This window comes from Pseudomonas sp. H1_A03 (assembly GCF_054685145.1).
In genome coordinates, this window is sequence record NZ_CP162829.1 from 4180246 (window position 1) to 4194380 (window position 14135).

Annotated in this window: 9 protein-coding genes; 3 read left to right on the forward strand and 6 right to left on the reverse strand. The window is 59.2% G+C overall.

Translation table 11 applies throughout. The features are described 5' to 3' along the window. Positions 1–220: 220 nt before the first annotated feature. The 4 genes from AB4O35_RS19495 to AB4O35_RS19510 all read right to left on the reverse strand — a co-directional run bounded on the left by AB4O35_RS19495 (position 221) and on the right by AB4O35_RS19510 (position 5434). Positions 221–1471, reverse strand: a complete 1251-nt coding sequence (locus AB4O35_RS19495) for a ribonucleotide-diphosphate reductase subunit beta (protein WP_186755093.1) — start codon at positions 1469–1471, stop codon at positions 221–223. A gap of 373 nt (positions 1472–1844) precedes the next feature. Further along, on the reverse strand, positions 1845–3149 hold the full coding sequence (locus tag AB4O35_RS19500; RefSeq protein WP_065876406.1) for an ATP-binding protein: 1305 nt from the start codon (positions 3147–3149) through the stop codon (positions 1845–1847). Continuing rightward, entirely contained in the window at positions 3146–3886 is a 741-nt protein-coding gene (locus AB4O35_RS19505) for a response regulator (RefSeq protein ID WP_065876405.1), read from the reverse strand. Before AB4O35_RS19505 ends, AB4O35_RS19500 begins: the two co-directional genes overlap by 4 nt. 144 nt (positions 3887–4030) lie before the next feature. Then, positions 4031–5434, reverse strand: a complete 1404-nt coding sequence (locus tag AB4O35_RS19510) for an aminotransferase-like domain-containing protein (RefSeq protein WP_065890844.1) — start codon at positions 5432–5434, stop codon at positions 4031–4033. A gap of 123 nt (positions 5435–5557) precedes the next feature. On the opposite strand from AB4O35_RS19510, the gene AB4O35_RS19515 reads away from it, so the two are divergent. From AB4O35_RS19515 to AB4O35_RS19525, 3 genes are all read left to right on the forward strand, one after another. After that, positions 5558–6190 carry a LysE family translocator gene (locus tag AB4O35_RS19515; RefSeq protein ID WP_065890845.1) on the forward strand — a complete coding sequence of 211 codons (633 nt, stop codon included), beginning with the start codon at positions 5558–5560 and terminating at the stop codon, positions 6188–6190. 82 nt (positions 6191–6272) lie between these two features. Then, entirely contained in the window at positions 6273–7331 is a 1059-nt protein-coding gene (locus AB4O35_RS19520) for a diguanylate cyclase (RefSeq protein WP_065876402.1), read from the forward strand. 48 nt (positions 7332–7379) lie between these two features. Continuing rightward, a complete protein-coding gene (locus tag AB4O35_RS19525) occupies positions 7380–8609 on the forward strand; it encodes a M20/M25/M40 family metallo-hydrolase (protein WP_065946009.1) in 1230 nt (409 codons plus the stop codon). A gap of 190 nt (positions 8610–8799) precedes the next feature. Here the strand turns inward: AB4O35_RS19525 and AB4O35_RS19530 are convergent, their stop codons facing one another. Together AB4O35_RS19530 and AB4O35_RS19535 are read right to left on the reverse strand one after the other, a co-directional pair. Beyond that, on the reverse strand, positions 8800–9219 hold the full coding sequence (locus AB4O35_RS19530; protein ID WP_065882060.1) for a hypothetical protein: 420 nt from the start codon (positions 9217–9219) through the stop codon (positions 8800–8802). Positions 9220–9221: 2 nt separating this feature from the next. Continuing rightward, on the reverse strand, positions 9222–14036 hold the full coding sequence (locus AB4O35_RS19535) for an RHS repeat-associated core domain-containing protein (RefSeq protein WP_460149653.1): 4815 nt from the start codon (positions 14034–14036) through the stop codon (positions 9222–9224). Positions 14037–14135: the final 99 nt, after the last annotated feature.

The following is a 14135-nucleotide window of genomic DNA, read 5'->3' on the forward strand; positions in this document are numbered from 1 at the left end:
GCTTGAAGGTCCGCCATAATCACGCCCCGCATTTCCTCAAATGCTTTCGTGATTGTGGTTCTCCCCAATCGCGGCCCGTGTAGGTGGGCTTCGTTCACCTGTACGGTCAAGACCCATAGCAGCCGCATGAACGGTTGCTATGGGTTTCTTGTTTCTGGTCTCTTCTACTTGAATCCTTCGATCGCAGACCTCGATCTTACTTGCACCCTGCGTCCTAGAATCAATCCCAGCTCAACGCGCCGCCAGTCTGATACTCAATAACCCGCGTCTCAAAGAAATTCTTCTCTTTCTTCAAGTCCATGATCTCGCTCATCCAAGGGAACGGGTTCGTCGTCCCTGGATACTCTTCCTTCAACCCAATCTGCGACAAACGACGGTTCGCGATGAACTTGAGGTAGTCCTCCATCATCGCCGCGTTCATGCCCAACACCCCGCGCGGCATGGTGTCGCGAGCGTATTCGATCTCCAACTGCGTCCCTTGCAGAATCATCTGGGTCGCTTCTTCCTTCATCTCGGCATCCCACAAATGTGGGTTTTCGATTTTGATCTGGTTGATCACATCGATACCGAAGTTCAGGTGCATCGACTCATCGCGCAGGATGTACTGGAACTGCTCAGCCACGCCGGTCATTTTGTTGCGACGGCCCATGGACAGGATCTGGGTGAAGCCGCAATAGAAGAAGATGCCTTCGAGGACGCAGTAATAGGCGACCAGGTTGCGCAGCAATTCTTTGTCAGTCTCAACGGTGCCGGTTTCGAACTTCGGATCGGAGATCGAGCGGGTGTACTTCAAACCCCAGGCGGCCTTTTTCGCGACCGATGGAATCTCGTGGTACATGTTGAAGATCTCGCCTTCATCCATGGCCAGCGATTCGATGCAGTACTGGTAGGCGTGGGTGTGGATCGCCTCTTCGAAGGCCTGGCGCAGGATGTACTGGCGGCACTCCGGGTTGGTGATCAGGCGGTACACGGCCAGGACCAGGTTGTTCGCGACCAGCGAGTCGGCGGTGGAGAAGAAGCCGAGGTTGCGCATGACGATGCGGCGTTCGTCGTCGGTCAGGCCTTCGGGGTCTTTCCACACGGCGATGTCGGCGGTCATGTTGACCTCTTGCGGCATCCAGTGGTTGGCGCAGCCGTCGAGGTATTTCTGCCAGGCCCAGTCGTACTTGAACGGCACGAGTTGGTTGAGGTCGGCGCGGCAGTTGATCATGCGTTTTTCGTCAACGGCGACGCGGGCGGAGGCGCCTTCGAGTTCGGCGAGGCCTTCGGCGACGTCGAGTTTGTCGAGGGCGGCCTTGGCGCGGACTATGGCGGCGGAGTCACTGGCGGTGACGGCGCGGGCTTCAAGGGCGGCGGCAGCGCCGGCACCGTCGAGGCGGTCCATGTTGGCTTCGGTGGCGTGGCCGGCGTTGGCGCCCTTGATCACCGCTGCACCGGTGTCTTCGTTATCGACTTCATCCCAACTCAGCATCGAAATATTCCTTTCAGATCGGGTTTGACGGCCCTTGGAGCCGCCAAAAAATAAGTAAATTGCAGGCTTCAGGCATTGAAATACTGCGCATAGTGTGGTCGATAAATACCGATACTGCACACTATGTAGTGGTCTGTTCTGTTTGTGGGCACACTATATGGTGTGTGGTTACGATGGTCAACGCGCAAGAGGGCAGTGAATGTCGCAGGCCTGCCAGCCGACCTGATCGATGAGGCGTACGCGTTTCCCTGTGGACGCTGGCTTGCCTGCGAAGGCATCGCCCCGGTGTGCCTGATGAACCCGGGCTTCTGCATCGCCGGCAAGCCAGCTTATACATTCGGACTGAGTAAGGCTTAGGGAGCCCGACTCAACCTCACACACTGATCTTGATCTGCGCGCACAATCCGCCTTCCGGGCGGTTACTCAAGGTCAGCGAGCCACCAATCGCCACCACCAGTTGCTGGGCAATCGCCAGCCCCAGGCCGGTGCCGCCGGTGCCACGGTTGCGCGAGCTTTCGATGCGGTAGAACGGCTGCATCACCTGCACCAGTTCGTCCTCGGCAATGCCGGGGCCGTTATCCAAGACCTTGATCGACAATTCCCCGTTGGCCATCGAGCCCACTTCCAGTTGCGCGGAGCCGGCGAATTTCAGGGCGTTGTCCACCAGGTTCACCAGCACACGCCGCAGAGCGTGGGGGCGGGTGTCGAGGACCACCGCGCTTTTGCCGCTGAGGCTGACGTGTTTGTGCATGTCTTGGTAGTCGAACACCAGGCTGTCGAGGAACGCGTCGAGGTTGATGCGGTGGCTGGCTTCGGTCGCACCGTGGACGCTGCGCGCATAGGCCACGCCTTCGCGTACCAGGTGTTCCATCTCGCTCAGGTCGCCCCAGAGTTTGTCGCGGTCGGCGGAGTCGTCCATGAATTCGGCGCGCAGTTTCATGCGGGTGATCGGGGTTTGCAGGTCATGGGAAATGGCCGCCAGGATCTGCATACGTTCCTTGAGGTATTCGGCGATACGTTTTTGCATTTCATTGAACGCGGCGGCGGCATGCGCGACTTCGGTCGGGCCATTCTCGTCGAGCAGCGTGGGATGTGCGTTGGGGTCCAGGGTTTCCACCGCGCGGGCCAGGCGCGTCAGCGGGCGGATGGCCAGGCGCACGGCAAACCAGGTACAGCCGAGCAGCAGTGCCAGTTGCAGCACCAGTACCACCGGCAACCAGTAGGCGACGGGGACCATCGCGGGGCGCACGTCGATGGTGATCGGGCTGCCATCCGCCAGGGTCAGGTGCGCCTGGAAGTGTTTTTGCAGGCCGGGGATGTCGCGCAAGGTCAGCGCGTAGCGTTCACCCAATGCATCAGCAATCGAGGTGGCGGCCATGGGCACAGCGTTGCTGCTCATCGGCTCACCGGTTTCGCCGTCGTCGAGCAGGTAGCGGTAATTCTGCCGGTCGAGACGCGGTAGCCAGCTGGCGCGCTCGTTGGCGGGCAGACGGTCGAGGATCGCCACCGAGGTGGACACATCGTTTTCCAGGTTGCCCAACATGGCGGTGCGCGCGCTGATGTAGCGCTCGTAGAACTGCGCACTGAAAGACAGGCCATGGGCGCAGACCAGGCTGATCAAGAAGATCAGCGACAACTGCGACGCCAGGGTGCGGGGCCAGCCAAGCTTGAAGCTCATTGATCGGCCCCGAGGATTTTCACCGGCAGCGAGAACACATAGCCCTCGCTGCGCACCGTCTTGATATAGGCCGGTTCGCGGGCGTCATCCAGCAGGCGCTGGCGCAGGCGGCTCACCAGCAGGTCGATGGAGCGGTCGTACAGGTCGGCGTCGCGGCCCTGGGTCAGGTTGAGCAACTGGTCGCGGTTGAGCACGCGTTGGGGGTGGTCGAGGAACACCCGCAACAGGCGGTATTCGGCGCCACTCAGGGCCACCAGGGTGTCGTCCGTGTCGAGCAGGTGGCGTGCGGTGGTGTCCAGGCGCCAACGGCCAAACCGGAGCAAACGACCGGTCTCGCTGATGATCAGGTTCGGCGGCAACATCCGTGTGCGGCGCAGTACCGCGTTGATACGTGCCAGCAGTTCACGGGCGGCGAACGGTTTGACCAGGTAATCGTCAGCGCCCATTTCCAGGCCGATAATGCGGTCGGTTTCATCGTTGCGCGCGGTGAGCATCAGCACTGGCGTGGCCTTGTGCTTGCCCACTCGCAGCTCGCGGCACAGCTGCAAGCCGTCGTCGCCCGGCATCATGATATCCAGCACGATCAAGTCCACCGGGGTGGTGTCGAGGAAGCTGCGCATCTGGCGCCCGTCGGCGACCACGGTGGTGCGCAGGCCGTTTTTCTTCAGGTAGTTGCCTACCAGTTCACGGATCTCCCGGTCGTCATCGACAATCAGGATGTGATCGACATGATCCATGCTGCCACCCTCGTTAAATACTCAGTGCGCGCAGTCTAGCCATTGGCGCCGCTGCTGCCTTGTGCCCTTTGTATTGCAGTGTATCTGGCGATAATGAGATACACGACGAAGCAAAAAAACGCTCAACGAACGTATCGGCCTGCGCTAGAGGGCGCTACCCAGCAGCGCCTCAAACACCTGCTGCACCCGTGGCTCGTCACTGTGGGCCACATTGAAGCGCATCAAGTCGCGGTGCGCCGGGTCATAACCAAACAGCGCGCCCGGCGCCAGCACCATGCCTTGTTTCAATGCCGCCTGGGCCAGCTGCTCGCCGTTGATCCCAGGCGGCAGGTGCGCCCAGATAAACATCCCGCCTTCGTAACCCATGGGTAATTCGCAGCCGCAACGCTTGAGCCATTGCTCGACCCGCCCACCGGCCTCCATCAAGCGCTGCACCATGCGCTTGCGGTGCTTGGCGTAGCTGCCTTCGCTGAGCATGCGGTACACGATCTGCTCGAACAGCTCCGAGGTCACGCCGCCGCTCATCAACTTCATATTGGTCAGGTTGGCCGCCAATTGCGGCGCGGCGACCACGAAGCTGACACGGGCGTTGGCGCTGAGGATCTTGGAGAACCCCGACAAGTAGGTGACTTGGTCCAAGCCGGCGAGGGCAGCCAGGCGCGGCGGTGGGTTGGGGTGCAGGTCGCCGTAGAGATCATCCTCGACGATATGGCAATGGTAGTGCTGGGTCAGTTGCAACAAGCGAAACGCTTGGCCAGGGCTGAAGGAGTGGCCGGTGGGGTTCTGCAGCACGCTGGTGGTGAGGTACAGGCTGGGTCGGTGTTCGGCCAACAGTTGTTCAAGTGCAGTAAAATCAAAACCGTCGGGGCGGCGCTGGATCGTCACGACCTTGACCCCATGCAGGGCCAGGTTGGCGTGGAAGTTGAAGTAGCATGGCGTATCCAGCAGCACGGTGTCGCCGGGGCGCGCCAGCAGGCGCATCAGCATGTCCAGGCCTTGCACGGTGTTGGGGGTGGTGATGATCTGCTCCACCGATACCGACAACCCTTCGCCGTGGAGTTTCTGTTGCAAGGCCTGGCGCAACTGTAATAGCCCGGCCGGTGTGCCCAGCCCGGCGATGCGCAACGAGGGCGCACGCACCACGCTGCGCATGGTTTGGCGAATGGCTTCGCTGTCCAGCCACGCTTCCGGCAAGTGGCCGCCACCGGGGCGCAGGTCGCCATATGCCGTGGCAAGCGGGCGGCGCAGTACGCTGAGCAGGTCCTGAGGCAGTAAATCAACCCAGTTCGCCGTGGCCGGGCGCACGCGGTCTATTGCTACGAAATAGCCACGACCTTGACGGGAGGTCAGCAGATTGCGCCCGCGCAGACGGTCGAGGGCTTCGTTGAGGGTGAATTTGCTCACGCCCAGGGTCTGGGTCAGCTCGCGCACCGACGGTAACTGGCTGCCGGGCGCCCATTCACCGTTTTCGATGGCCTGGCTGAACGCCTCCACAATCTGTTGCACCTTAGAGGTGCCCTCTATAAAGGCAATGGCCGATACGAACATGCAAATTCCTTGTCTTTGCCGGTTATTTTACCGGTGAAGTTCGGGCGAATTAGGCCTCACTTTACCTGCCCTGCGCAACGCCCACTGCCTAGACTGCTGGCTCTCTTCCTCGGGGCCCCGGCCATGACCAGTGCGTTAACCCTCTCTTCGTTTCTCTACTTCCTGCTGTTTTGCGCCACCATGACGTTCAGCCCTGGCCCCATGACCCTGCTGCTGTTGAGCCTGGGCTTGCGCGACGGCCTGCGCCGTTCGATCCCGGCGCAGGTCGGTGCCAGTGTGTCGTACCTGATATCGATCCTGATCTTCGCCGTGGGCTTCTCGGAGTTGATCAAGGGCAACCTTGCCATCACCCAGGGCATCCAGATTGTCGGTGTGGCCTACATCCTGTACCTGGCCTACAAACAGTGGACCAGCAGCGGCCCGTCGATCGACCGCGTCGGCGCTGTGGAGGGCTCGCGCAGCCTGTTCGGCAAGGGTTTGCTGACCGGGTTTTCCAACCCCAAGACCCTCATCATGTTCAGCGCAGTGTTCCCGCAGTTCGCCGGGACCGGTGGGCAGGGTTCGACGGTGGACATTGCCATCCTTGGCATGACGTTCCTGGTGCTGCAATTCGCCAGCGGCTGCCTGTATTGCTACTTCGGCCAGCGCATCAAGCATGTGTTGGAAAACCCCAAGCGCCGCGTGGTGTTGCAGCGGGTCACGGCAGTATTGCTGCTGGGCGTGGCGCTGATGCTGGCGCGAGGCTTTTCCCACTGAGGGTTTTGAGCTTATGAAGGGTAGTGGCGATTTGCCGGTGCCCTGATAGACTCCAGGCAATCACTCAGGATTTCATCTCATCATGTCAGCTGCAGAAGGACACGGGCTTCGGCTTGCTTCACGGCTGTACAAATCCCGTACCCTCGGGCTGACGCTCGGCTTTGTGTGCGTGGTGTTCGGGATGTATCCGCTGGACCCCGCATGGTGGGTGTGGGCCTGGATGGTCATCAACGCGTTTGTCTGGCCGCACCTGGCGTTTCAACTGACCTTACGCACCGCCAATGCACTGCGCAGCGAACGACGCCACCTGCTGTTCGATTCGTTTTGCGGTGGGTTCTGGGTCGGCGCCATGCACTTTAATCCACTGCCCAGCGTGACCACGTTGTCGATGATGACCATGAACAACGTGGCCATCGGCGGTCCCCGCTTCATGCTGGCGGGGTGGGTGGCGCAGGCGCTCGGCATCGGTACCTCGTTACTGTTATTCGCCCCCGCTTTTATCGCGGTGACGACCCAAACCCAACTCTATGCCTGCCTGCCGATCCTGATGCTGTATCCGTTGGCATTGGGCTGGATCTGCTATCGCCAGGCGGTGACGCTGGCGCGCCACAAGCGCGAGCTTTTGGCGCTGAGCCGTACTGACAGCCTGTCCGGCCTGCTCAATCATGGCGCCTGGAAGGATCACCTTGAAATCGAATTCCAACGCTGCCGCCGAGGTTTCTCAGGCGGCGCCATCGCGTTGATCGATATCGACCACTTCAAGACCATCAACGACACCTACGGCCACGTCACCGGTGATATCGTCCTGCGCCAATTGAGCAAAGTCCTGCGCCAGAACCTGCGCGCCACCGACCTGGCCGGGCGTTACGGTGGTGACGAATTCTGCGTGATCCTGCCGGACATGCCGCTCAACCGCGCCACCGAAGTGATGGACGCGTTGCGCGATCGCTTCAACGCCCTGGCCTACGCCCAGGACCCGACCTTACGTGCCAGTTTGAGCATCGGCCTGGCGCCGTATCAGCCGACCCATGCCGACTCCACAAGCTGGTTGAACGACGCCGACCAGGCGTTGTACGAGGCCAAGAGCAGCGGGCGCAACCGCGTCAGCTCCACGCAGGGGAGTTGGTTGCGATCGGTCTAGTGGGGTAGGGTGTGGCGGCACCCTCCCACAAAAAACAAGGATCGGTTCATGCACTTCAACTTCCCGCATACTCTCCTGGCCGCCACCCTGGCCTTGTCATTCGCCGTGCCGGCCTACAGCGCCGAACCCCATAAACAGATCCAGGCGCAGTCCGAACAGTACAAGGCCGAAGCCCTGAAATTGCTGGAACGCCTGGTGAACATTGACTCGGGTTCGGGTTATGAGCCGGGCCTGACCCAAGTGCGCGACATCGCTGTTGATGAACTGAAACAACTGGGCTTCAGCATCGAGTTGGTACCGGATAAAGCGGCCAATAACAGTCATGTGGTTGCCACGCTCAAGGGCACCGGCAAAGCCAAGATCCTGCTGATGGCCCACATGGACACCGTATTCAAGGAAGGCTCGGCCGCCGAGCGACCGTTCCACATCAAGGACGGCCGCGCCTATGGCCCCGGCGTAATGGATGACAAGGGCGGCATCGTCGCCGGCATCTACGCGCTCAAAGTCCTCAAGGACCAAGGCTTCAAGGACTACGCACAAATCACCTTCCTGCTCGACGCCAGTGAAGAAACCGGCTCCGACGCCGCTTCTGAACTGATTCGCCAAACCGCCAAGGCCCACGACGTTACCCTCAACCTCGAACCCGGCCGCCCAGCCGACGGCCTGGTGGTCTGGCGCAAAGGCAGCGCCACTGCCTTGGTAGAAGTCAAAGGCAAAGCCGCCCACGCCGGCGTCGCCCCGGAACTGGGCCGCAACGCTGCCATGGAGGTTGCGCACCAGATCCTGCAACTGGGCAAGCTGGGCGATGAAGAGAAGAAAACCACCATCAACTTTACCGTGCTCAAGGCGGGCGACCGTACCAACGTGATTCCTGACCAAGCTACCGCCAAGGCTGACGTGCGTGCGGCGTTGCCGGAAGAGTTTGATCGCATCGAGAAGGACTTGGCGCGGGTGTCGGCGAACAAGCTGATCCCGGACACGGAAGTGAAAACCACCCTGCAACGCGGCTTACCGCCAATGCCGCAGACGCCGGAGTCGGACAAATTGGTGGCGATTGCCCAGGGGATTTATGGGGAGTTGGGCAAGAAGCTGACGATTGAAGGCAGTGGTGGGGCGGCGGATGCGAGTTTGTCGGCTGGGGTTGGGACGCCGACGTTGGATGGGTTTGGGATTGTCGGGGGGGGTATTCATACGGCGGAGGAGTATGCGGAGGTGGAGAGCGTGGCGCCGCGGGTTTATTTGTTGAGTCGGATGATTATGGAGCTTTCGAAGCGGTGATCTCTGCTGATTGAGGTTCTCTTGTAGTGAGCAGGCTTGCCCTGCGCTGGGCTGCGAAGCAACCCCAAAACAGCCAATGCCTATTTAACTGAAAATACCCATTGTCTGTACTGGGACCGCTTCGCGGCCCAGCGCGAGCAAGCTCGCTCGCCACAGGAGGGCGGTGGTGTCTTGGAGAGCGGTGTTGGTTTTACCAAGTTGATGGGTCTTCGAGGCCGGCTTTTTCGAGGTCGTCCTTCCAGACCTCGTTGGCGAGTCGGTAGATGTCGACGAAGAAGCCTCGAGGATCGGCAATTTCGGTTTCGTCCCAAGCCATTTTTGAATACGCCTCTGGATCGTCCTCAAAGTAAGCGTGGAAGTTAAAGTCTTCAGTGTTTAATGCCTGAAGTAAGGTTTCTACTAGTCGGTACCTATGGCGATAGGAAAGCCTATTGAAAGGATCTAAGCAGTACTCACATATAAGCGCTTCCCTGTCTTTCTTTTCGTTAGGGTTGAAGCGGGCGAGTGCTTTCCCTTTGGTTTCCTCCCTGTCATAAATATCAAAAACGCCTACGAAATAGTTCAAGCTGGCATCGAAAGGTATGTGCTCGGAGGAAGGGTGAAATAGCATTTTTATTCCTTAATTGGAAATAGAGTAAAAGGCGTTCCGTCTTCACGAAATTTCATTTCTGCGCCATTCATTGAAGGGTTGAAAGTTGGATTGTTAGGGGCTTTCTTGTTAGGTCTGTAGCCACGTCCAGCTCCTGGTAATTCTAAGCGCACAATATCGTTTGTCTTGTCGTCAATGCCAGTGTAGCGCGGCAGGCCTCGTTCAACCCGAGACGTAGCCTTTGTCCATGCCTGAAGTTGGAGCTTCCAGCTGTTAAATTGGGAACTTGGGACGCCTTTTTTATTTTGCGGAGTTATATCTGTTATTGGGTCTGTTCCATTGATCGAACGCCTTCTTATCTTGTGACTCTCTACCTCTGGGCCGTGCTTGCCAACCATGTGCATGTCGTACTCTGCTTCGTATTCCAGTACTCGACGTTTCGCATTTGCTTCGGTAAGTTCCTCAATTCTCCTCTGTCTAGCTGTAAGCTGCGGCCCGGGAGTTCTTGGCTCATCGGAGTTGACTTTAACGGCATCAAAAGGACTTTGGGCGTTATAGGATGGTTTGCATCCAGCGGTTCCTGGGCAAGAAGTTAATCCCAGCGGATCCACCCATCCCGTAGGATTGGGCACGTACTGGTACGCATTGATCCCACCCGCCAATTTCACCGGATCGGGCGTCAGGTAACGACCAATATCCGGATTGTAGTAGCGGTGGCGGTTGTAGTGCAGCCCGCTTTCCGAGTCGAAGTACTGGCCTTGGAAGCGCAGCGGGTTGTCGACTTTTCCTATGTCGAGGCGGGTGATTTCGCCGTAGGCGCGGTAATGCGCGGACCAGACGATTTCGCCATCCGGGGCGGTGAGTTCCTGTGGGGTGCCGAGGTGGTCGAGTTGGTAGTGGTAGGGCTTGGTATCTTTTGGACCGAAACCTTCCAGCAGGGCTAACGGACGGAAGCTGTCCGGTTCGTAGAGGTAGCTGCGGTGCCGATTCGCGTGGTGTTCGGCGATGAGTTTGTCGCCTTGCCAGAAGAACTCGGTGGTCAGGCCGTCGATGGTTTTGCTGATGCGGCGGCCGAAGGGGTCGTAGCGATAGCTGGCGGTTTGCCCGTTAGGTTGGGTGACGCCGATCAGGCGGTGCTGGCAGTCGTAGCGGTATTCGGTGACGAGTTGCTGGCCTTTGCCTCGGCGTTCACGGATCAAATTGCCGAAGGCGTCGTAGTCGTAGTGGCGGTCGCCTTGGATCATCAGGCGGTTGCCGGCGACGATGTCCGGGCCGGGGCGGTCTTGCATGAGCAGGTTGCCGGCCGGGTCGTGGCCGAAGCGTTCCTGCTCGCCTTGGGAGTGATCGGCTCGGGTCAGGCGGGCGAGGGGATCGTAGTGGTAGTGGTGTTCGCCTTTGCGGGTGTCGAGCAGGTGCGTGAGGTTGCCGGCTTTGTCGTAGTCGTATTGGCGTTGGTAAAGGTAGTGTTCCTGTTGGGTAACGGCGTGGGCGTGCAGGCGTTGCTGATCGTCGTAGTGGTAATGGCTGATCAGTTGGCCTTGCTGGCGTTGGTGTTCCTGGCCGGCTTTGAACAGGTGCGAGGTGAGGGTTTCACCGTTCAAGTCGACAGTGGCCAGATGGCCGCCTTTGTCGTGGTTGAAGGTGAGGCGGTTGTTGTCGGGCAGGCGTAGCTTTTGAAGTTGGCCGCAGGCGTCGTAGCCATAGCGCAAGGTGCCCCAGCCCTGGTGTTCGGCAGTGAGGCGGTTTTGCGGGTCGTATTCGTAGGCCAGCGCCCAGTGGCCGTCGTCGACGCTTAGGAGGTTGCCTTGGCGGTCGTAGGCGTAATCGACGATGTTGCCGTCGGGCAGGGTTTTTCTTACAAGTCGTCCGGCATGGTCGCGCTCGTAGCGGGTGACTAGCTGACTGCCATCGTCGCCGTGTTCGGTCTTTTCTTGCAGGTTGCCGTTGAGGTCATAGACGTAAGCGGTGCGCTGGCCGTCAAACCCGGTTTCCTGTTGGATCAGGCCGTTGCTGTGGTACTGGAGCCGGTAGGTTTCACCGACTTCGTTTTCGATTTCGGTCAGCAACAACCGCACGTTGTCGTAACGGTATTTGACCTGGGTGCCGTCGGCATTGATGCGGCGGCTAATTAGATGCAGGCCATCGGCATATTCGTAACGGGTGACGTGCCCCAGTTCATCGCGTTCGGAGGTGATTTTTCCGTAAGCGTTGTAGGAATATTTGCGTGTGTCACCGCTCGGCAGGACGATTTGGACTAATCGCCCAACGTTGTTCCACTCAAATTGTGTGAGCGCGCCGTGCTCATCTTCTTGGGTGGTTCTCTGCCCAAGGTCGTCATAGCGATAGCGCTTGATTCCGCCATTCGGTAGCAGCTCTTCAAGTAACTGCCCACGCTCATTCCACACCAGCCGCTGACAACTGTGATCCGGGTACCAAATCCCCGTCAGCTGCCCGTGTTTGTTGTAGCTGTAGTCCGTGGGATTACCGTCTGGATCGGTCCTGCGCGTTACGTCGCCCTGGTCATTGCGCTCATATTTCCAAACCGCCAGACCCCGCCTTACAACCCGTACGAACCCATTCTCATGCTCGTAGGAAGTCGGCTCATCATCCCCAGGAAACAACGCCACCAAGCGTCCGGCTTCGTCGTAATGGTAGGCCGTGATCGCGCCGAGAGGATCCTGCTCAACCGTCAGCCGGCCTTTCTCATCGTAGGATTTAAAGTGCTCGGCACCATCGGGATCCACCCGCTGCACCAGCCGCGCCCGCTGGTCATGCACGTAGACTTCCTGGCTGCCATCGGCGTTATGAACCGTGACCTGCCCGTCGTCATCCCAGACATACCGCGTGTCCATCTGCGAAAAGCTCGCCCAATGCCGGACACACCGCGCAGCCTTGCCAGACCGTTCCCATTCCCAAAAGAAACTCGCCCCACCGGCCAATCCGCGCTCAAGAATGACGTGCTGATCGTCGTACCGATAAACCTCACTTTCGCCTACAGCGTTAGTCGCTGAAACCAACCGACCAGCAGCGTCATAGGCGTAGGAAACAACGTTCTGCTCCGTCACCCAGACAAACGGACCGTCATCCACAGCCCGCTCAATCTGGTAATCCACCGCAACAATGCGGCCCGATGCGTAGCGCAAAAACAGCGAGCGCCCCACACCGTTGTCCAGCCGCTCGATCTGCCCCAGGTAGTTACGGAAAATGCGCAACCGGTTGTCATACGCATCGCTGATCGCCGTCAGCACACCGTCACGGAAGTGGTAGAAACGCGACGCCTGAGCCAGCACCAACTCATCAGGCAAAGACCCCAGGTAGATCGCCGCTTCAGCCAGGCTATTGGTGATTGCGGGCCGAGAAACAGACGGCAAGGGCAGGGTAGTCGAGCGATTCTCATGGTCTGTCCACACCACCGAATCACCAGAAACCGTGACCCGATGCGCCAGCGAGTGACTCCAGCCAAACCCCAGCCCACAATCCACTTCCACCGCACTGGTGCGATACAACCGCGTCCACTCAAACGGCAGAATCCCATCGAGTGCTCCATCGGTCAGCGTCAGCAATTCCTCCCCGGTAACCATCGAAACCGGGCAGCCATTGGTCGCGGTCTTATCCGAAGCAGCCGCCGCATCCCCAGCCGGGTTCTTCGCAACAACAGGCGCATCGTCGACAGGCTCCTGCCGCACCAACACCGTCTGCTGTTCCACCTTGTCCCGAACCACCGGCACAGGGTTGGAAACCACCTGATCCCCAGCCTTCAACGGCGCATCCGGAATCACCTTGATCGGCGTCCCGGCGCCCCCCAGTAACAGCGGCTTGGCCGCTTCAACATGCTGTTCCAACCGCGGCCCGACAAGCTGATCAGCCAACATCTCCAGCCATTTGCGTACCCGGCCGGACTTGATATGGCCTAACACCTGCGTACCCAGGCGCACGGTGACACCCATGGCACCCGCTACCCTCACCAGCAGCAGCGTGATCAACACCTCGCCGGTAATTTCCCCCATCACCTCGTTCATTTCTTGCGGCGGCAACATCCGTATCCAACTGGATATCGCCGACAGGTAGATGAACATCAGCGGCTCATCGCTGACCACCAGCAGACCACGGGCAAGGGTGTCTTTGCCTAGTTTCAGCAGTTCATCAAGTTCGGTCTGGGAGACGTATTGCAGCCACTTCTCACTGTTGGCCCGGATATCCGCCAGCAGGTCGTACAGTTGTGTGAAATTGTCCCAAAGGCTGTAAAGCGCCTTACCCATTCCCTGAAGAAACGCCTTCTCCAGCATCCTGCGCTGATCAAGCGGGTTGGCGTCCGTGTAGTCTTTCCACTGGGCTTCGAAAGTGCTTTTCCACTCGTTGCGCAGGCGAACTTCCAACGCATCAATCACCGCCTGATAAGACGCATACAGCGCCCTGACGTGGTCTTTGGAAACATTGGGATAAAAGCTGACCCGATACTGCTGGTTACGCTCGCACTCGTCGATTTCGAGAATGCCGCTCGGGCCGATGGTCTTGTGAACAGGCTCGCCCAGTGGGCCGCCGTTGGGATCGACGCGTTGCAGCATCACCGGCGTGTTGCCGATGGGCACGAATCGCGTGCTTTGAAACATGTGCACCAGGGTTAACGTGCCGTTGGCCTGGCAGGTAGCGGTGGTGGTACTGGGATAAAGAGAACGGTTGATCGGCGCGACCAACGCTACCTCATCCCCAACCTTGAACACCTGCTCGATATCCAGCGCGGAAAAGCTCCAGAAGCTTTCCGCCCAGTCATCAAACGTGTTCAGGCATTCACGGAAATCGAGAAAGACGGCCTCGACATCGACCGTCTTCACATCCATTGGCGTCAGGGCCAGCCTGCCAATGGCCGGGTTCAAGAAACAGCTCCAACAACAGAAAAGTCCATCTGCAATCCCTCGCACTGTGTATTCAGGCGAGGG

Coding starts and splice junctions, on each gene's coding strand:
- AB4O35_RS19525 (WP_065946009.1), top strand. CDS start 7,380: ATGCACTTCAACTTCCCGCATACTCTCCTGGCCGCCACCCTGGCCTTG.
- AB4O35_RS19520 (WP_065876402.1), top strand. CDS start 6,273: ATGTCAGCTGCAGAAGGACACGGGCTTCGGCTTGCTTCACGGCTGTAC.
- AB4O35_RS19495 (WP_186755093.1), bottom strand. CDS start 1,471: ATGCTGAGTTGGGATGAAGTCGATAACGAAGACACCGGTGCAGCGGTG.
- AB4O35_RS19530 (WP_065882060.1), bottom strand. CDS start 9,219: ATGCTATTTCACCCTTCCTCCGAGCACATACCTTTCGATGCCAGCTTG.
- AB4O35_RS19500 (WP_065876406.1), bottom strand. CDS start 3,149: ATGAGCTTCAAGCTTGGCTGGCCCCGCACCCTGGCGTCGCAGTTGTCG.
- AB4O35_RS19515 (WP_065890845.1), top strand. CDS start 5,558: ATGACCAGTGCGTTAACCCTCTCTTCGTTTCTCTACTTCCTGCTGTTT.
- AB4O35_RS19505 (WP_065876405.1), bottom strand. CDS start 3,886: ATGGATCATGTCGATCACATCCTGATTGTCGATGACGACCGGGAGATC.
- AB4O35_RS19535 (WP_460149653.1), bottom strand. CDS start 14,036: ATGGATGTGAAGACGGTCGATGTCGAGGCCGTCTTTCTCGATTTCCGT.
- AB4O35_RS19510 (WP_065890844.1), bottom strand. CDS start 5,434: ATGTTCGTATCGGCCATTGCCTTTATAGAGGGCACCTCTAAGGTGCAA.